At 57.9% G+C, this 19,157-nt stretch carries 17 protein-coding genes; 12 read left to right on the top strand and 5 right to left on the bottom strand.

Translation table 11 applies throughout. The features are described 5' to 3' along the window. Positions 1-10 precede the first annotated feature (10 nt). On the bottom strand, positions 11-2,356 hold the full coding sequence (locus KGB14_RS12055; protein ID WP_223486849.1) for an acylase: 2,346 nt from the start codon (positions 2,354-2,356) through the stop codon (positions 11-13). Between the two features lie 235 nt (positions 2,357-2,591). On the opposite strand from KGB14_RS12055, the gene KGB14_RS12050 reads away from it, so the two are divergent. Beyond that, complete coding sequence (locus KGB14_RS12050) at positions 2,592-2,993, top strand: fe2+ zn2+ uptake regulation protein (RefSeq protein WP_223486847.1); 402 nt, start codon at positions 2,592-2,594, stop codon at positions 2,991-2,993. Here KGB14_RS12050 and KGB14_RS12045 read toward each other — a convergent pair. Together KGB14_RS12045 and KGB14_RS12040 are read right to left on the bottom strand one after the other, a co-directional pair. Beyond that, on the bottom strand, positions 2,983-3,171 hold the full coding sequence (locus tag KGB14_RS12045; protein ID WP_223486845.1) for a hypothetical protein: 189 nt from the start codon (positions 3,169-3,171) through the stop codon (positions 2,983-2,985). The two genes, KGB14_RS12050 and KGB14_RS12045, sit on opposite strands and share 11 nt — an antisense overlap. Before the next feature lie 93 nt (positions 3,172-3,264). Continuing rightward, positions 3,265-3,414: a hypothetical protein gene (locus tag KGB14_RS12040; RefSeq protein WP_223486857.1), complete on the bottom strand. Its 150-nt coding sequence runs from the start codon at positions 3,412-3,414 to the stop codon at positions 3,265-3,267. Positions 3,415-3,740: 326 nt separating this feature from the next. Between KGB14_RS12040 and KGB14_RS12035 the strand changes: the two genes are divergently transcribed. The 5 genes from KGB14_RS12035 to KGB14_RS12015 all read left to right on the top strand — a co-directional run bounded on the left by KGB14_RS12035 (position 3,741) and on the right by KGB14_RS12015 (position 10,854). Beyond that, positions 3,741-4,982: an MFS transporter gene (locus KGB14_RS12035; RefSeq protein WP_223486842.1), complete on the top strand. Its 1,242-nt coding sequence runs from the start codon at positions 3,741-3,743 to the stop codon at positions 4,980-4,982. Between the two features lie 21 nt (positions 4,983-5,003). Next, positions 5,004-6,134, top strand: coding sequence for an acyl-protein synthase (locus KGB14_RS12030; protein WP_223486840.1), 1,131 nt, complete (start codon positions 5,004-5,006; stop codon positions 6,132-6,134). Position 6,135: 1 nt separating this feature from the next. Then, positions 6,136-8,538 (top strand): acyl-CoA reductase, encoded by a 2,403-nt coding sequence (locus KGB14_RS12025; protein ID WP_223486838.1) that lies wholly within the window; start codon positions 6,136-6,138, stop codon positions 8,536-8,538. A gap of 64 nt (positions 8,539-8,602) precedes the next feature. Further along, positions 8,603-9,892, top strand: a complete 1,290-nt coding sequence (locus KGB14_RS12020) for an AMP-binding protein (RefSeq protein WP_223486836.1) — start codon at positions 8,603-8,605, stop codon at positions 9,890-9,892. After that, positions 9,892-10,854, top strand: coding sequence for a GNAT family N-acetyltransferase (locus KGB14_RS12015; RefSeq protein WP_223486834.1), 963 nt, complete (start codon positions 9,892-9,894; stop codon positions 10,852-10,854). Before KGB14_RS12020 ends, KGB14_RS12015 begins: the two co-directional genes overlap by 1 nt. Here KGB14_RS12015 and KGB14_RS12010 read toward each other — a convergent pair. After that, positions 10,843-11,769 carry a LysR family transcriptional regulator gene (locus tag KGB14_RS12010; protein ID WP_223486832.1) on the bottom strand — a complete coding sequence of 309 codons (927 nt, stop codon included), beginning with the start codon at positions 11,767-11,769 and terminating at the stop codon, positions 10,843-10,845. The two genes, KGB14_RS12015 and KGB14_RS12010, sit on opposite strands and share 12 nt — an antisense overlap. Before the next feature lie 116 nt (positions 11,770-11,885). On the opposite strand from KGB14_RS12010, the gene KGB14_RS12005 reads away from it, so the two are divergent. Further along, positions 11,886-12,881 (top strand): aldo/keto reductase, encoded by a 996-nt coding sequence (locus tag KGB14_RS12005; RefSeq protein ID WP_223486830.1) that lies wholly within the window; start codon positions 11,886-11,888, stop codon positions 12,879-12,881. 48 nt (positions 12,882-12,929) lie between these two features. On the opposite strand, the gene KGB14_RS12000 is transcribed toward KGB14_RS12005, so the two are convergent. Next, entirely contained in the window at positions 12,930-13,457 is a 528-nt protein-coding gene (locus KGB14_RS12000; RefSeq protein ID WP_223486828.1) for a hypothetical protein, read from the bottom strand. Positions 13,458-13,957: 500 nt separating this feature from the next. Between KGB14_RS12000 and KGB14_RS11995 the strand changes: the two genes are divergently transcribed. The 5 genes from KGB14_RS11995 (at position 13,958) to glgA (ending at position 19,145) form a co-directional block, all read left to right on the top strand. Next, the gene (locus KGB14_RS11995; protein WP_223486826.1) at positions 13,958-14,404 is read left to right on the top strand and encodes a DUF411 domain-containing protein; all 447 of its coding nucleotides are present in this window, start codon (positions 13,958-13,960) and stop codon (positions 14,402-14,404) included. Further along, on the top strand, positions 14,404-14,838 hold the full coding sequence (locus KGB14_RS11990; RefSeq protein ID WP_223486824.1) for a YqaA family protein: 435 nt from the start codon (positions 14,404-14,406) through the stop codon (positions 14,836-14,838). The genes KGB14_RS11995 and KGB14_RS11990 overlap by 1 nt, the downstream gene beginning before the upstream one ends. A gap of 119 nt (positions 14,839-14,957) precedes the next feature. Beyond that, the gene (locus tag KGB14_RS11985; RefSeq protein WP_223486822.1) at positions 14,958-16,001 is read left to right on the top strand and encodes an alpha/beta fold hydrolase; all 1,044 of its coding nucleotides are present in this window, start codon (positions 14,958-14,960) and stop codon (positions 15,999-16,001) included. 13 nt (positions 16,002-16,014) lie between these two features. Beyond that, on the top strand, positions 16,015-16,968 hold the full coding sequence (locus KGB14_RS11980; protein WP_223486819.1) for a D-2-hydroxyacid dehydrogenase family protein: 954 nt from the start codon (positions 16,015-16,017) through the stop codon (positions 16,966-16,968). A 590-nt stretch (positions 16,969-17,558) separates the two neighbouring features. Further along, entirely contained in the window at positions 17,559-19,145 is a 1,587-nt protein-coding gene (gene glgA / locus KGB14_RS11975) for a glycogen synthase GlgA (RefSeq protein WP_223486817.1), read from the top strand. Positions 19,146-19,157 lie beyond the last annotated feature (12 nt).

The raw sequence follows: 19,157 nt of genomic DNA, 5'->3' as shown, positions 1-19,157 counted from the left end.
GCTATAGCTGTTACTGCGCGGCGATTTTCCCCGTTTTTTCATCCTGCTCGCGAATCGTCTGAGCCTGGTACTGCGGATCGGACGTGATCTGCTGCTCGGTGAACGGCAACACTCTCAGCTGTTTCTTCGAAAAGGCTTGTGTCTGGTCTCGGGAGTACTTCGACGCAGGGTCACTGGACAACGAGAACGCCAGTAAGCCCTGGGCCTGCGGTCCCTTGTCATCGAAGGTCACCACCTGCAAATAACTGGTGCCACTGACGACTTCGCGCTTGCCATCGGTTCTCGGCACGCTTTGGATGGCGTTATACACACCCAGCGTACCCGGCCCTCCGTGGATCGGCGTTTGCTGCCCGCCACTGCTGACCACCTGGATATCGCCCCAACGGCTATCGGCCTTCAACCCAAGATTGTTTACCTGTTCGACCGAGGCCAGCATCGCCGCCCGAATCGCTTTGGCGACGTCTGGCCGCTCGATTGCCAGGCCACGCGGTGTGTGTTGCGGATCCTTCGGGTCGAACGCCACACGCCAGATGTCAGGGATTTGCTGTAACGCCACCATGACATTCTGAAAATGCACAAAGCCCAGTCCACTGTCCAGATTCACCCGGCGATCCCACGTCTTGAGGCTGGCACACAGTGGCATAAGCGTCGGTGCATCGGCGCCGAGGTCCGCAGCACAGTATTGCAGCAGGTCCGGCATCACCTGGGCGGCCTGATACACCTGATCGTCCATCACCATGTGTTGCAGGTCCGCCGCAGCGACAGGACCGGCCTTGCCCAAGGTGCCCAGACGCTCCAGCGCGAAGCGCGAACGCAACCCCAATGGCTGATTGTCCTGGCTGATCAACGGCGAGAAACCGGTGAGCGGTTGCGCCGGGTTGACCATCCACGCCGAATCGTTGGAATGCTGCACAAAGTCTTTGCGCAGCAATTGCGGCAATTTGTCTGCCGCAAAAATACCTTTTTGCGCCGCGCGCGGATCGATATCCCAGGCGCAAGCGCTGTTGGAGCCGTCAAGCAGGATCATCTGCAATCCAGCCCGCGGATCGCTGCACTTGGCCAGCTTGGCGGCACTGACGTTCGGCACCACCGACAGGTTCATGTAAAGCGTCTGCCCCTGATCGTCCACTGCCAGGGTATTGACCCACGGGATCCCCTGAATCTTGTGCACCGATGCCTGCAAATCCTTGAGGCTGGCGGCACGGTTCATCGCATACCACTGCTGCAAGACCCGGTCGTTATCCAGATTGGCATCGCGCAGGCTGTAGGCGAACTGGTTGTCCCAGTCCAGTTTTCCGGGCCATTGCACAATCGGGCCGAATTCCGAACTGTAGATCACATGGGAAATCTGCCGGGTCTGGCCATCGGGTTGCTTCACGTTAACCGCCAACGTCTGCTTTTTCATCGGCAAGGACTTGCCATCCAGCAGGTAACGGGTCGGATCCTTGGGATCAAGTTGCAGACGATACAGCGTGAAGTGCTTGGACGAATCCACCGTATGGGTCCATGCCAGGTGCTGGTTGAACCCAATATTGATCATGGGCAGACCGGGCAACGCGGCGCCCATGACATCCAGTTTGCCGGGAATGGTCAGGTGCATCTGATAGAAACGCATCCCGCCCACCCAGGGAAAGTGCGGATTGGCCAGCAACATCCCGCGGCCGTTGAACGAACGCTCGCTGCCGATCGCCACGGCGTTACTGCCGCGATCCAGAGCGAAGCGTTGCATGCGCGAAGCCGCAATCTGGAACGACGCCGGCTCGCCCGCCACATGGGCGACGGTTTTCGGCGGGGTAGCGCCGGCCACTGCCTCGGCAAACTGTCCCACCCCACCTTCGACCAGCAAGCGACGGGTCAACCTGACCAGGTCCTGCGCCGTAATTGCGCGCACCCATTCTCCCTGGCATTGCGGCGGCAAACCCTGCGCTCGACGTTCTGTCAGCGAACGGTTGTAACCCGCCACATAACCTTCGATGAGTTCACGGACTTCAGGCGTTTGCGCCTGCCAGAAAGCGGCAACCGCCTGGGGGGTATTCAGCCAGTTGAAAAACAGATCGCTGGCCAGATTGCCGCGCTCTTCGACCGTCAACAGGTCCGGACCAAAATACCGGGAGCGCTCGCCATTGACGGTGACAATCTCATTGGCCAGCAAACACAAATTGTCTTGGGCGTAGGCATAGCCAATACCGTAACCGAGCCCGCGCTCGTTTTCGGCACGGATATGCGGCACGCCAAAACTGGTACGACGAATCTCGGCCGTCGCCTGCTCTGGCTGGTTGCGCGCGTTTGCCGCAAGGCTTAGCCCCAGCAACACACCCGCAACGCTCAACCTGGTTAACTGCCTGGAAATATTCACGCTCGCTCCTGATCGAAAAGACGTATGACACGCAACGCGCCTCCCCTTGAAACGAAGCAAACCGCAAAAATTTAGGCCCTTTGGGGGCGTCCCCACGCCCGGCTCACGGGCCGATGACGTAACGGCGACAAATTTTCGACATGTGGGTCTTCATTATTTGCCCTGCTCGTTCGTCATTATTGAATGAGAGCACCCATCGCACTTTACTGATCAGGCTCTGAAAAGGAGTTTTTGCATGCACAACCCGCAACTGCCAACGGACGGTAGCCATGCGCCAAAGAGCACCATCATGGGCCCCGGCGCGTTCAATCAACAGGTCGAACGCCACGGCAACGAGCGGATCAGGTTTCTGCTCAAAAGCTTTGGCCTGCGAACCAGCCTGATTCGCCTGAAAGTCATCGACGCGTTGCTGACCGCGGCTAAAAGCGACCGCAGCCTGGGCGTGCGCGGCGTGCACAGCCACTTGCTGGACCTGGACATTCCCCTGTCCTTTCTCAGTGTCCGTGAAGTGTTGAAACGCTTGTGCAGTGAAGGCGTGATCACCCTCAATCCGGACAAAAGCTACAGCCTGCATCCACAAGCCGCCGCTGTCCTTTATAGCGAGCAATCCGGCCAGGAAGTGTCGCTCAAGGCTTGACCTTGCGACGCATCACGCCATTGATCACCACCACGACCACCGCCACGCCAATGGCGATGTACTGGAACAGTTTCTCTGTGATGATCCCTGCGTTCTGCAGCCAGGAAAGGCCGAACATGATCCCCAGTACCACCAGGGAGATCAGAATCGAGTATTTCAAACGTTGCGACTGGGTCATTGCGGGTTCCTGAACCAAAAAATGTATCCGGTTTGTATCCGATTGCATGCCAAGCCCCTACCGTTCTACCGGAATGAGAGGGCTCGAACGGGGTCACATGTTACAGCCGATGACGAGTTTTGACTTCATTGCGGCGATAACCATGAGGATTTTTAAATGTTTCGTCGAATCACACTGCTGATTCCCTTGCTTGCTCTCCTGACCCTGAGTGGCTGTATCGTTTTCCCCCATGATGGCTGGCATGGCGGCCACCATTACGACCGTGGCGGACCTGCGTATTATCAGCATCGATAACACTCGACTATTTTTTTGACGACTCAACAATCGACTATTCACTCAAAACCCAATAACTTTTCCTACAAGCCCAACACAAAATGCCTGCTCTATAGCGGGCATTTTTCGTATAGGACTGCCCTCTTCTTTTTCCCTGAATATCCAGCAATACACATAACGAAAAAAGTTGAAACATCCGGTTCCAACAACCCCGTAAAACAATCTCTGCATGACGGTTATTCTTGCTCCGCCCGCTACACATTCGCCGTTAAACTTTCGGCACCAACAGGAACGTCATGCGCAAACCTTTAATAGATATAAGTCCGCCTCGACTACTTGGATTTTGCCTTGCAATCACTCTTTTCGAACTTCTGACTTATATGGCCAGTGACATGATCATGCCGGCCATGTTGACCGTAACCCATCAACTGAATGCCCCTCCGAGCCATGTTCCTTACGCCTTCAATCTATATTTGGCAGGCGGCATTCTTTTGCAATGGCTTATCGGTCCGCTGTCCGATCACTTCGGTCGTCGCAAGATGCTGCTCATTGGTTGTGCAGTATTTGCCATTGCCTGTGCCGCAGCGTTCAACGTCCAGAGTATTTGGGCATTTAACGGCTTGCGGCTGATTCAAGGCATGGGGTTGGGATTTGTCATTGCAGTCAGCTATCCAGCCCTTCAAGAGGTTTTCTGCGAAGCCGACGCGGTAAAGATCATGGCATTGCTGGGGAACGTTGCACTGCTCTCCCCGCTGCTCGGTCCCTTGCTCGGCAGTCTGGTACTGGAATGGCTTTCCTGGCGGGAGCTGTTTTTACTCTTGGGTATCAGCGGCGTTATGGTCTGGCTCGGCCTTTATTGGTTCATGCCGGAAACCGTCGGCACCTTGCGTCAGGACGGTCAACGGCTGGCTGCAGTGCCCTTTGAATGGGGCGGCACGGTGCGCCGCTACGCCGCTTTGCTCACCAACACGCAATTCCTGCGCGCTACCGTCGCCTTGGGACTGATGAGCCTGCCGTTGATTGCCTGGATCGGGCTGGCGCCACTCTTGCTGATCCAGAACCAGGGGCTTTCCCCCTTGTACTACGGTCTGTGGCAAATCCCGGTATTTGCGGCAGTCATTCTCGGCAATCTGCTACTCAACCGATTGATTGCCAACACTGAATTGCCCCAACTGATCCGATACGCGCTCTGGCCGTTTTGCGGCGGCCTCCTTGCATTAATCCTCATCACTCTCACCGGTGCTTCGACGCTCCTGTTGGTCAGTTGCCTGTCGCTTTATGCCATTGGTCTGGGCATGAGCAACGCCGCGCTGTACCGGCTCGCACTGTTTTCCACCGACGACAGTAAAGGGCTGGTTTCAGCCGCGATCGGCATGATCTCCATCGCGGTCATGGGTGGTGGGGGTTCGATTATCGCTGCGCTGGGTGCCGGTGACAGCCTTGAAGCCTTCGCTCTGATGGCCGGTCTCATGGGACTGTTCTGCCTGGTGCCCTTGGGACTGTTTCTGCGCCGCTCTCACATCCAGCTTGCAGTCTGACACCCAACAGTAGGTCTTTTGATGATCCATCTACCCCATACCGATGCACTTTGTGCGTTAACGCAACCTTATTGCCTGGATTCCGTGCCGGAAGGCCTGTTCGATCAGGCCATGAGTGAAATCAGCTTGTTTCATTGCCACCACACACCGGGCTATGAACGCTGGCTGAACGCCAATGGTCTTGATGAAAAAGCCCTGGAGACGCTGGATGACTGGTCGAGGCTGCCGCCGATTTTCGCCAATTATTTCAAACGTCATTTGGTGTTCAGTCCCACAGGCGAAGGTGCGCTGGAGCTCACATCATCCGGTACCAGCGGCCAGAAGAGTCGCATGCGCTACGACCATCGCAGCATGACCGCGGCACAAGGCATGGTGAGCCACATTTTCCGGCACTACGGATGGGATACCCCGGACAGCCCCTGCAATTATCTGCTCCTGAGCTATGAACCCGAGGCGGCTATCACCTTGGGCACGGCCTACACCGATCAGTTTCTTTGCAGCTATGCCCCCGTCAACCGTGTCGTTTACGGCTTGCGCCTGACCGGAAAAGGCCACGAGTTCGACCTTTTGGGTGTGATTCGTGCCTTGCAGGAATTTGCCGACGAAGGATTGCCCGTTCGCATTCTCGGATTTCCAGCGTTCCTTTCCCATGCGCTTCAGTGCATGGAGGACACCCGGGTTGCCAATTTGCAGTTGCCTGCCCAGTCATTGGTGTTTTTGGGGGGAGGCTGGAAAACCCAGGCTGCACAGGAAATCCCCCTGAGTCAGTTATATGCCCGAATCAATCGGCAATTGGGCATCGACCTGTCCCGCTGTCGCGACGGTTATGGTGCCGTAGAGCATGCCGTGCCCTACATCCAGTGTGCCCACCATCATTTTCATGTACCGATCTACTCGAAGGTTTTCGTGCGCAACCCATCCGATTTCACTGTCCAGCCTTATGGCCAGCGTGGCTTGCTGGAATTCGTCTCGCCGTACATTTCGTCGAGCCCTGCCCATGCCGTGGTCATGGGCGATCTGGCAACATTGCACCCCGGCGCCAGTTGCGGATGCGGCCTGACGACCGATTGGTTCGAGCTCCATGGACGTGCCGGCACCTCCGCCAGTCGCAGCTGTGCCATGGCCGCTTCAGAACTGATCGGGAGGGCTTGATATGTACCTGATCAATGGCCAACTCCGCGACGACGTTTCCCTGGAAAGCGCCCTCGACCGCCTTCAAAAACAATTACCCCGGCTGCTGGCTGCGCCGATCGACAGTGCCATCGTCATCGAGTCCGCCGCACGGTTTTCAGCGCGGTTGCAGGCTCGCAGCCTGGATTTTCCTCTCGATGACGATCACTGTCAGGGGCTGATCGATTTTTGCCAGCGCAACAGCCTGGAGACAAAACTTGAGCGAGAGCTGGGTCTGCAACCGCGTTCACTACGGCGTATCGACTACCAACAGCCATGCTTCGAAAGCTGGCACCCGTTAGGGCTGGTGGTGCATATCACCCCGGGCAATGCGCCGTTGCTGGCGTTCTGCGCAATACTCGAAAGCCTGCTGGCCGGCAATATTAACTGGTTACGCCCCAGCTCCAGCGACGAGGGTTTGACTGCTCGGTTGTTGGCCGCCCTTGTGCAATGCGACAGCAGCGGCAGGCTGGCCGAATTCGTAGCGGTGCTGCCCGTTGGCACCTCACAGATAGCTCAACTTTGCGCCACGGCGGACGGAGTATCGGCCTGGGGTGGTGAAACAGCGCTCAAGGCGATCCGTCAGCAGATCCCTGCGGGATGCCGCTGGATCGATTGGGGGCACAAGATCAGCTTCGCTTATCTGTCACCTGAAGCGGCGAGCCCTTCGAGCCTCGATGCGTTGGCGGATGAAATCTGTCGACTGGATCAACAGGCGTGCTCCAGCCCTCAATGGGTGCTGGTAGACAGCAATGACCCGACAGTCCTGCGAGACCTGGGGGAGCGTCTCGCCGAAGCGTTCAAACGTCGCGCCTCCCACTGGCCAGCGCTGCTGCCGACAGATCAGGAAGCATCGGAAATCACTACGCGTACAGCCATGGCGCGATTGGATCAGTGTTTTACCGATCAGACCGGCCAGGTGTGGGATGGCGCCGGATGGCGTGTCATCTGGGAGCATCATCAGACGCTCGCGCCGTCGCCGCTGTTTCGGACAGTGCTGCTCAAGCCGGTCCCGCAGCACCTGATCGCCGAATCACTGTTGCCCTGGCGAACCGTCCTGCAAAGCTGCGCGCTGTTAGCCCCTCCGACAGAAACGCCCGCGCTCGTTCGTACATTGATCAACGCCGGTGTCAGCCGCATTGCACCTTGCGAGTCGATTCATGACGGCTATGCCGGTGAGCCCCACGATGGCGTCTACGCGCTGTCGCGCCTGAGTCGCCGCCTCTCGGTAAGTTTGCCCCCGGATGTCTTGACGGGCCGTGCAACGCTCGATCCGGTACCGCCTGCCCCCGACACAGCCCATGGCCCGATCATGGACAAAAACACCTTCATCACGCAACCGATCAGCCCCGCAGCACAACTGTACTTCCGCTCCGGCGGCAGCAGCGGGACCCCGGCCCTGGCCGGCTTCAGCTATCGCGACTTCCAGCGACAGATGCGCGCCGCGGCTGATGGCCTCTTCGCCGCCGGGCTCGATCCGTCACAGGACCGGGTGATGAACCTCTTTTACGGCGGCAACCTGTACGGTGGCTTTTTCAGTTTTTCGACCATTCTTGAACAGATGGACGTAGTGCATTTACCTATGGGTGCGCCCCAGGACGACGACTTCAGCGAAATCGCCCGACTGATCGTGGAGCAACGCGTCAACGTACTGATCGGCATGCCCAGCACACTGCATCGCCTGTTTCTCAATGAACAGGCCCGACTCCGCGCCTATGCCGGTATCGGCAAAGTGTTCCTTGGTGGCGAGCATCCGGGCGAGGCCAGTCGGCGCCTGATGGAAAGCTGCGGCGTGTCGACGATTCGCTCTGCCATCTACGGCTCTGTCGACGCTGGCCCTCTGGGACATGCCTGCCGAGCGACGGCGGACGGAGTGTTTCACTTGATGTGCGAAACGCAGCATCTGGAAATCGTCCATCTCGAACAGGATGTACCGGTGCAGGCCAATGAGATCGGTCGTCTGCTGTTTACGTCCCGCGCCCGACAAGGTCAGCACGTATACCGATATGACATCGGCGACACCGGTCGCTGGATACCCGGGGCCTGCGCCTGCGGACTGGAATCGCCGCGATTCGAACTGCTGCAGCGACATGGCAAATTAGTGCGGATTGCCACGGAGTTCATTTCGCCATCGGCGCTGGAACACATCGCGGGAGTCCCCATTCAAATTGTTCTGGACCACGCCACCACTGGGGTCGAACGAATGCACATTCGGGCGAACGCAGATACCGCCTGGGTACGCGAAAAACTACTGACCCATGAAGCATTGGCAAATGCGGTGGCCGCTGCACTTTTAATTGTGGAAGTTACAGCGTGCGCCGAACATGAGTTCATACGAAATAAACACAGCGGCAAAACCCCATTGATTATCGATCGAAGAATATAAAAACAAAACGTTTCAACGACCGTATTTTTTAAACCAAGACGCCTGATTTAAAAGAGGGGATTGCGTGAAATCTACTTATTCGCTCGAACAACTCGTGCCTTTTGTACGACAACATTCAAACTACTATAACGAGCACCTGAAACACCTGCCCACAACCAGTACTTCTTTAAAAGAGCTACCGCTAACCAACGTGTCCAACTATTGGGCCGGCAGCAACGATTTGAGTCACTGGCCGGTCCTCACCGGAAACGTCGATGATGCGCTGGTGTTTAAAACCGGAGGCTCAACCAGCCAGGGCAAACTTGCGGTGTACTCCTACGAGGAGTGGCACGCATTGGTCAGTACTTTCGGAGCCAGTATCTCATCTCAACTGAATAACGGAGACCGGGTCGCCAATCTGTTCTTTTCAGGGGATCTCTACGCCAGCTTTCTGTTTATCCACGACTCACTGGCCCATGTCGGGCGATCCATCAGCGAGTTTCCGTTTACCGGAAACGTCGAGCTGGACGTCCTGGCAGATGCCATTGCGCGATACCGGATCAACGTTCTGGCCGGAGTGCCGGCACAGCTACTGAAATTTGCGGCCTACCTGGCGCAGCATCAGCGTGTGTTGTGTGGCGTCGAGACACTACTGTATGGCGGCGAAAGCCTGTTTGCCCCACAGCTGGCCATTCTCGGCGAAGTGTTCCCGAACGCCCGTATCGCCTCTATTGGCTATGCCAGCGTAGACGCCGGACTCATAGGCGCCAGCGATCGCGACTGTGCATTGGGCGAGCATCGTATGTTCGAACAACAAACCCTGCTGGAAATCGTCGATGAATACACAGGTGAAGTCATTGAGGAATGCGATCGCATCGGAATGCTCGTGGTGACCAATCTGACACGTCGGCTCATGCCGCTGCTGCGTTACCCGGTAGGAGACCGTGCCTGTTGGTGTGAACCGGTCGGGACTCCAACGCGTAAATTCGCGCTCAAAGGCCGTAGCGCCCATAGCCAGCGGGTACGAGTAGGGGTGCTGTCGCTGTTTACCGAAGACGTACACGAGATCATTCGGCGTGTAGCTCACAGCGAGCAATGGCAATTGCTGATCGAACAGACCGGCCACAAGGATCTGTTGAGCGTGAAGTGGGTGCCCGACTCTCCATTACACACTGCGGAACCGATAGGCCAGGCACTGTTTGAAGCACTGGTTGCCCACTACCCTGTCATCGACGACCTGAGCCGCGAGGGTCTGCTGGAGTTGCGAGTCCTGCCGTGTGCAACGACTGATCTGAGACTTCACCCTCGCTCGGGCAAACAACTGAGGGTGCTGGACTTGCGCGTGTATGACGCTGCCGCGCTGGAGTCTGTGTGATGAGCCGATTGGTTTTTCGCCCTTACCGCCCCTCCGACGCAGGCGCCGTGAGCAGGTTGTTTCGCGAGGTCTATGGCGATCATTACGTTCAGCCGGATGTCTACCTGCCGAACATGATCAATCAGCACAATGCCGAGGGTTGCTGGCAATCGATGTTGGCGGTGGATGACGTGCGTGTTCTCGGGCACGCCGCACTGTGCCGCACTGTGCATTCGAATACTGCGGAGCTGGCGCTCAGCGTGGTGCATCCCGCTGCACAGGGGCAGAGCATCGCGACCCGTCTGGGCCGGGAGTTACTGATGCAATCAGGCTCACTGGGGCTGGAGAGCGTTTCGATCAAGCAAGTCACCCACCATCCCTACACGCAACGCATGGCCGAAAAAATCGGCTTCCACAGTACGGGCCTGCTACCCGATTATGTTCCTTCGCCATTCGCTGAGCCGCTACCGGAAACCATTGTGATGGGCTGTCACATGATCGACGGACACAGGCGTCCGCTCCCTGACATTCCCTGGCCCGACAGCTGCCGTGCGTTGATGCAGCATCTATGCTCGGTGTTCGGAACCCACCAGGACAATACGTCGCGCCCCGCGATAGCCTTGCAGATCAAGCAACACCAGCATCGGTTCGACATTGTCATTCAGCGTTTGAACAAGGATTTGCTTGAGCAACTCTGGCGACTGCCCAGGCACTGGCTGATCTCGGCACGACTCGAACTGTCCCGGCACTTCGTCCGCAACCTGCGCAACCTGTCAGCCCTGGGCTTCACCTTCACCGGACTGATGCCCACGGCCGGTGAAAATGGCTGGTACGCACTGTTTCATCGAGGCGTGCAAGTTCGATCCCTCAACCTGAACTGCGCACACATGCAACAGTTGCATGACAACTTGCAGCAGAGCGCCAACGCAACGAGAACACACCGCCGAGCCAATGACCCTATCGGCACCCGCTCAGCCGCGTGAGTCTTTTCTAAAAAAACCGTTAGTCGACTGCGCACAGAGATCCACCATCCAGTCGACGAACACCCGCACCCGCCGGGACAACTGGCGGTGAGGGGGATAGAGCGCCGTCAGCGGCATGCCCGGTGGTGGCACGTCCCTCAGGACCTCGACCAAACGCCCCTCCTTCAGCTGGCGGGCAACGTGATAATACGGGGTCTGGACCAAGCCATATCCCGCCTCGCACGCAGCCAGATAACCATCGGCGCTGTTGACCGAGACGTGCTTGGGCAGGTCGATCAACCGCAGCTGGTCATCGACGGCAAATTCCAGTCCGTAGCGTTTGCCAGTGCTATTGGAAAAATATTCCACCATCTGATGACCTTTCAGATCCTCCAGGCACAGCGGAGTCCCACGTCGCTGCAAGTATTCCGGGCTGGCACAGGTGACCTGGTCCAGCATGCCCAGCGGCCGCGCCACCAGTGAGTCGTCCAGGGTCGAGCCACCGCGCAACACGCAATCGACGCCTTCGCGAATCAGATCCACAGGCCGATCATTCAAACCGATCTCCAGTTCGATCAATGGATACCGGGTGGTGAACTGCGGCAATGCCGGGATCACGATCAAACGCCCCACTCCCGCGGGCATGTCCACTCGCAGCAGACCTTTGGGGTTGTGGCGAGCAGCGGAAAATACCGCTTCGGTTTCCTCCAGATCCGCCAGTAACTGCACGCAACGCGGGTAATAAGCCGCGCCATCGAGCGTCAGGCTGATATGCCGGGTGGTGCGTTGCAGCAGTTGCACACCCAGATGAGCCTCAAGTTGCTTGATCAGAATGGTCACCGAAGCCCGGGGCAATTGCAGGCTGTCCGCCGCTTTGGCAAAGCCGCCCAGTTCGACGATTCGGGTGAACACGCGCATGGCGTTAAAACGGTCCATTACTTTGGCTACCGGCTGATTATTTAGAAATTGCAAACAGTGATAGCAGTTTTAGCCGGTTTATCTTGTTTCTGTCGAGGTCAACAATGGGGCTCAATTCACAGGGAGCTGATTTCATGCAAACACGTCAACTAGGCAAGAACGGACCTCAGGTTTCAGCCATTGGTCTTGGCTGCATGGGCATGACCGATTTCTACACGACCGGCGTGGATACTCGCGAAGCCACCGCCACCCTGCACCGAGCGCTGGAACTGGGCATCAACCTGCTCGACACGGCAGACATGTACGGCCCACACACCAACGAAGAACTGATCGGCAAAGCCATTGCCGGCAAGCGTGACCAGGTGTTTGTGGCCAGCAAATTCGGCATTGTCCGCGACCCGTCCAACCCCGGCGCACGGGGCGTCAATGGTCGACCGGAATACATTCGCGACGCTATCGACGGCACCCTCAAGCGCCTTGGCGTGGAAACCCTGGATTTGTATTACCAGCACCGCATCGATCCACAGGTAGACATCGAGGAAACCGTCGGCGCCATGGCAGAACTGGTGAAGGCCGGCAAGGTGCGCTACCTGGGATTGAGTGAAGCATCGGTCGCCACACTGGAACGAGCGCACAAGGTTCATCCGATCAGCGCATTGCAAAGTGAGTATTCGTTGTGGAGCCGCGATCAGGAAGAAAATGGTTGCCTGGCCGCGTGCCGGCGCCTGGGAGTTGCCTTTGTCCCTTACAGCCCGTTGGGCCGGGGCTTTTTGACCGGGGCACTGAAAAGCCCGGACGACTTCGCGGCCGATGACTACCGTCGCTTCAGCCCGCGTTTTCAAGGGGAAAACTTCGCAAAAAACCTGTTACTGGTGCAGCAGGTGCAGGCCCTGGCGGCCGACAAGGGTGTGACAGCAGGCCAACTGGCGTTGGCGTGGGTCTTGGCCCAAGGGGATTATCTGATCCCGATTCCAGGCACCAAACAGCGTAAATACCTTGAAGAAAATGTGGCCGCACTGGACGTGAAACTGAGCCGCGAAGAGTTGCAGGCCCTGGAATCGATATTCCCGGCCAATGCCACAGCAGGCCTGCGTTATCCGGAGGAAGTCATGAAGTTGCTGGACCGATAGCAGGTGCATGGCCCGTTCGACGGTTGAGCGGGCCCGCGTCGCTGAACATCAGGCCTTGGCCTTGACGCCCTTGTCAGTGGGGGTCGTGCCATTGCCCTTACCGTAAGTTTGCAAGTTCTGCAGTACGTAGATCGCCGTCTTGTATTCCGGGATCAGGCCAGCGGCATACTTGTCACCCTTGATACTGTTGTTCTGGATAGTGTCCAGTTGCGTGGCGAAATACTCCAGCGCATTGAACTTCGCATCCGGGTCCTTCTGTACGCCAAACCGGTCAAACTTGTCACCGGCATTGAGTAAGGTCATCGACGTTATATCGGAGATCAAACCTTTGCCTCGCAAGAACGCACTGAGATTGCCCAGTTGCCTGGCAGAGACATTTTCCGGGTCGAAGCCCTTGATGTTCCTGTGCAGCTTCTGTTCATCCATTTTCGCGGTGTTCAGCGCATTGGGATTATTCCCCACCAGGGCCAGCATCTGCTTGACCCTGGCACTATGGCTGACAGGCTTGCCGCCGCCGGTATCCCTGACCAGTAAACCTGCCTTGCTTGTCCAGGCACCTGTGTAGCCGATAGTCATGACCGAGCTCCCGACTGCATGGCTGGATGCCGACCATCCAAAACAGGCAGACGTCCTTGTGAGGCGACCATAAAAGTTCCTTGTTTAACCGAGTTAAGTGCGGGCGAGTATCGATGCGCACACTAACGCCACCAACAAATATTTCCGTTTTTTACAATTCTTGTACATTTACGACACATACCACAAAGCGCCTTGTTTCATTGGCCTACATGAACTTTTCGATATTGGCGCAGCTAACTATTCAAGCTCTTATGTACGCCTTGGTTAGTTTGTTTGTATCAAGGGCGACACTTTCTGCTTCACGCCGCCCGTCGTTGCAGACGAATCTTGCACGATCCAAACCTGACAGCCTTGTAATCCCGCGCTCATTCGGCTGACAGCATTGATCTGCGATGATCGGGCTAACCGACCTTGTATAATTTCGAAACACTCGCGCAATGCCCAGTCGGAAAAAGAGGTCAAAATGCATCTTTTTTGCCGCAACCCGAGACGAGATTCCCATGCGAACCCACCTGCGTCTGGCCGCCCTGAGCGCCCTCTTTATCTCCTCCCTGACTCAGGCCGCCGACCTGATCCCCATCGAAGTTCACCGCGATGCCAATTGCGGTTGCTGCAAAAAATGGATCAGTCATCTGGAAGCCAACGGCTTCAAGGTTGAAGACCACGTCGAAGCCGACATGAGCGTATTCAAGCAGCAACACGGCGTGCCACCTCGCCTGGCGTCCTGCCACACGGCCGTGATCAACGGCAAATTCGTCGAAGGCCATGTGCCGGCCGATCAAGTACTGGCCTTGAGCAAGCGCGACGATCTGTTGGGGGTTGCCGCCCCTGGCATGCCCATGGGCTCGCCCGGCATGGAAATGGACGGCATGAGCGACGCCTATCAGGTGATCGGCCTGAAAAAGGATGGCACTGACGTCGTAGTGGCGGACTATCCCGGCCATTGATGTTCGGTGCCTTCATCGGGCTGTTTCTCGCGGCATTCGGTGCCGCGACGTTGCTGCCCTTGCAATCCGAAGCCGTGCTGGTGGGGCTGTTGCTCAGCGGACAGTACGGGCTCTGGTCATTGCTGGCGGTCGCAACGCTGGGCAACGTGTTGGGGTCGCTGCTGAACTGGTGGCTGGGACGCGGCATCGAACGGTTTCGTGAGCGACGCTGGTTTCCGGTCAGCCCACGCCATCTTCACCAGGCCCAAAAGCACTATCAGCGCTACGGTCATTGGTCCTTGCTACTGAGCTGGGTGCCCATCATCGGCGACCCAATGACGCTGGTGGCTGGCGTCATGCGCGAACCGCTGGGGCGTTTCCTGGTGATCGTGACGCTCGCCAAGGGCGCCCGCTATGGTGTGCTCGCCTTGGCTACGCTGGGCTGGATGGGCTGAACGATCATGCAGGGCCATTGCCCAGTGCCAGTCAGCTTGGCATTACGATCGTGGCCTATCTTTAATGTCACCCTAATCGTACCGGTCAAGCATCGGCAGATTTCCTGTGGAGTTCCCCCATGTCACCCACTTTTTCCCGCTGGTTACCGGGCCTGCTGCTGACGGCGGCACTACCGGTTCTCGCCCATGCCCAGGACCAGAACCCGGTCGAAACGCCGCAATACGGCGCGCAACTTCAGGGCTTTGAGTACCCCTATACGGTCAAGCATTTCGCTTTTGAGTCCCAGGGCAAATCCCTGCAAATGGGTTACATGGACGTCGCCGCTCATGGCAAGGCCAACGGGCGCAGCGTGGTGTTGATGCACGGCAAGAATTTCTGCGGCGCGACCTGGGACAGTACGATCAAAGCGCTGAGCGAGGCCGGTTACCGGGTCATCGCCCCGGACCAGATCGGCTTCTGCACCTCAAGCAAACCGGACCACTATCAATACAGTTTCCAGCAACTGGCGGCCAACACCCAGCAACTGCTCAAGGCCCTCGGCATCCAGAAAGCCTCCCTGCTCGGGCACTCCACCGGCGGCATGCTCGCCACCCGTTATGCCTTGCAATACCCCGATCAAGTCGAACAACTGGCGCTGGTCAATCCCATTGGCCTGGAAGACTGGAAAGCCCTCGGCGTACCGTATCTCACGGTTGATCAATGGTATGAGCGAGAGCTGAAAGTTACAGCCCAAGGTATCCGCGACTACCAACGCACCACCTATTACGATGGCCGCTGGAAGCCCGAGTATGACCGCTGGGTGAACATGTACGCAGGCCTGGCCAACGGACCGGGCAAAACAGCGGTGGCGTGGAACTCGGCGCTGATTTACGACATGATCTTCACCCAACCGGTGTACTACGAGTTCAAGGACCTGAAAGTGCCGACCCTGCTGCTGATCGGCACCTCCGACACCACGGCCATCAACAAGAACATCGCATCGCCCGAGGTCAAGGCGAAAATCGGCCATTACGACGTACTCGGCAAGCAAGTGGCGAAACTGATCCCACAGTCGACGCTCATCGAATTCCCGGGCCTTGGCCACGCGCCGCAGATGGAGGAACCGGCGAAATTCCATCAGGCATTACTCGGCTGGCTGAACAAAACCAATCCCCTTCGTTGATGAGGTAAAGCTGATGGCAGTGCAGATTGCGGTGATCGATGACTGGCAGGACGTGGCTCGCGACGTGGTGGACTGGTCGGTGCTGGACAGCATCGGCCAGGTGAGTTTTATCCATGACTACCCTGCCGACAACGAAACCCTGGCCGAACGTCTGGGCGCCTTCGAGGTGATCTGCGTGATGCGCGAGCGCACCCGGTTCGACGAAGACCTGCTGCGCCGCTTGCCCGCACTCAAATTGCTGGTCACCGGCGGCATGCGCAACGCCGCCCTGGACCTGAAAGCGGCCGCCGCCCTGGGCATTCAGGTGTGCGGCACCGACAGCTACAAACACGCCGCTCCCGAATTGACCTGGGCACTGATCATGGCCGCGACCCGCAACCTGGTGGCCGAAGCCAACGCCTTGCGCTCAGGTCTTTGGCAGCAAGGCCTGGGCGGCGACCTGCAGGGCAAGACCCTGGCGATTCTTGGTCTGGGCAGCATCGGTCAACGGGTCGCCCGGTTCGGTCAAGTGTTCGGCATGCGGGTGATTGCCTGGAGCGAAAACCTGACCGCCGAACGGGCCGCCGAAGTCGACGTCACCTATGTCAGCAAGCAGGAACTGTTCGAGCAGGCCGATGTGCTGTCGGTCCATCTGGTGCTTAGCGAACGCAGCCGAGCAATGGTGGATGCTCAGGCACTGGACTGGATGAAACCCACAGCATGGCTGGTCAATACCGCTCGCGGGCCGATTGTCGATGAGGCGGCGTTGATCAAGGCGTTGCAGAAAAAACGCCTGGCGGGCGCTGCGCTGGACGTGTTCGAGCACGAGCCGTTGCCCCGTCATCATCCCTTCAGAACATTGGACAATGTATTGGCCACGCCTCATGTCGGGTACGTCAGCCGGCAGAACTACCAATTGTTTTTTTCGCAGATGATCGAAGACATTCAAGCCTGGGCGGCCGGAGGCCCGATTCGGCTGCTGGGCTGAAACCGCGTTACCGTTCTTCGCGGGCAAGCCTCGCTCCTACAGGTTCGCATCGTTCGCACGATTCGCATGATTCCTGTAGGAGCGAGGCTTGCCCGCGAAGAGGCCCTCGAACCCACCACACCTCCCTAAACCTTACGCACCGCAATGGTGCAACTCACATCCCATCACGCCCGATATCGTGACTTCCCGGTCCCGATTTGACCCACTCCAAAAAAACAAACCTGCACTTCGTCGGTGCATCTCCCCCAAGGCCCCCCAGGTTTGTACCCTCTAGCAACCGATTGTCGAACAATTTCACCGGTTGGCCGACCCCGCTCTAAGTTCTGACCTAGACTGATTTTCGCGGAGTAAAACCGGCTGGTCATTCGGTGAAAAAAATCGAAACTTTTGGTCTTGGCCTCGGGTCAGCTTAAAAGTAGGGCCACAGCGACTGGTGCATTCCTTGCAACAGCCACTTCACCCATTCTGCTTCAGCGCATGGGCAGCACTTGCTCACCGATGCGTAGCGCGTTTGCGCCCGGCCACAGGATTTGGCCACGAACACCGTTTGTGCCAGGCCTAGAATTAGATCAACAACACGGGAGATTCATATGATCAGTGCGGCTTTAGATATTCAGGGAGAACGTGCTCATCAGCAGGTCGGGGAAACGAGCACCGTCGGTGTCCTCAGTGCCAAATCGGTCAACATGCCGATTCCCAAGACACTGGCACCGGTAGCCAGCCAGAATCCCAATAAAAAGAAAGTCCTGTTCGTGACCTCGGAGATTGCCGATCTGGTGAAGACCGGAGGTCTTGGCGACGTTTCCGCCGCGCTGCCGCGAGCCATGGCTCATCTGCACGATGTCCGGGTGCTCATCCCCGGTTATCCGCAAGTGTTGAACAGCGAAAACCCGATTCATATCATCGGTGAGCTGGGTGGGCACGCAGCGTTGCCGCCCTGCAAGATCGGGCGCATGGACATGCCCGACGGCCTGGTCATTTACGTGTTGATCTGCCCTGAACTGTACGAGCGCGAAGGTTCGCCTTACGGCGCCAACAACGGCCGCGACTGGCCGGACAACCATATTCGTTTCGCCCGGCTGGGCCTCGCAGCCGCCGATATCGCCGCCAACCTCGCCCAGATTCACTGGTGCCCGGACCTGGTGCACGCCCACGACTGGCCCGCCGGCCTGGCTCCTGCCTATATGCACTGGCGTGGCCAACGCACCCCGACCCTGTTCACCATCCACAACCTGGCATACCAGGGCGTCACCAGCCTCGGCTCGTGCCCGGAACTCGGCATTCCCATGCATGCCCTGCAACAGGAAGGCATGGAGTTTTACGGCAAGATGTCGTTCCTCAAGGCCGGCATGGCCTACTCGAGCCACATCACCACCGTCAGCGCCACCTATGCCCAGGAAATCACCACGCCGGCCTTCGGCTGTGGCCTCGATGGTTTTCTCGCCGCCAAGACCCAGCAAGGCCTGCTCAGCGGGATTCCCAATGGCATCGATGAAAGCTGGGACTCGGCCACCGATCCGCACCTGTTCCACCCGTTCGGTATCGGCGACTGGGACGGTAAAGCCGTCAACGCGGCGCACGTTCGCAAGCTGTTCGGTCTCGAAGACTCAGAAGGTCCGTTGTTCGCCGTGGTCTCGCGGCTGGTCTACCAGAAAGGCCTGGACCTGACCGAGGCGGTGGCCGAATACATTGTCGCCAACGGCGGCCAGATCGCGATCATCGGCCGTGGCGAGCCGGAAGAAGAACAAGCCATGCGTGAATTGGCATTGCGCTTTCCCGGACACGTCGGCGTGCGTATCGGCTTCAATGAAACCGATGCCCGCCGGATGTTCGCCGGCAGTGATTTCCTGCTGATGCCTTCGCGTTACGAACCCTGCGGCCTGAGCCAGATGTATGCCCAGCGTTTCGGTTCATTGCCGGTGGCGCGCAATACCGGCGGCCTGGCCGACACCATTGAAAATGGCGTGACCGGTTTCCTCTTTGACGAGTCCACGGTGGAAAGTTATCGCGAAGCCCTGAGCCGCGCGTTCAAGGTGTTCGCCTTCCCCGGCCTGCTCAACGCCATGCGTTGCCGGGCCATGGCAGCGCCCTTCAACTGGTGCAAGGCGGTCGAACCCTACGCCGAACTCTACGAACAACTGGTGGCTAAAGCGCTGGGAAAATCGAGCAGACAGTAAGAGGCTTTCAAC

Source organism: Pseudomonas sp. A-RE-19, from assembly GCF_019956555.1.
Taxonomy (GTDB): Bacteria; Pseudomonadota; Gammaproteobacteria; order Pseudomonadales; family Pseudomonadaceae; genus Aquipseudomonas.
Note: the sequence above shows the minus strand (reverse complement) of the source record. Positions and strands in the feature narration are given on the sequence as shown.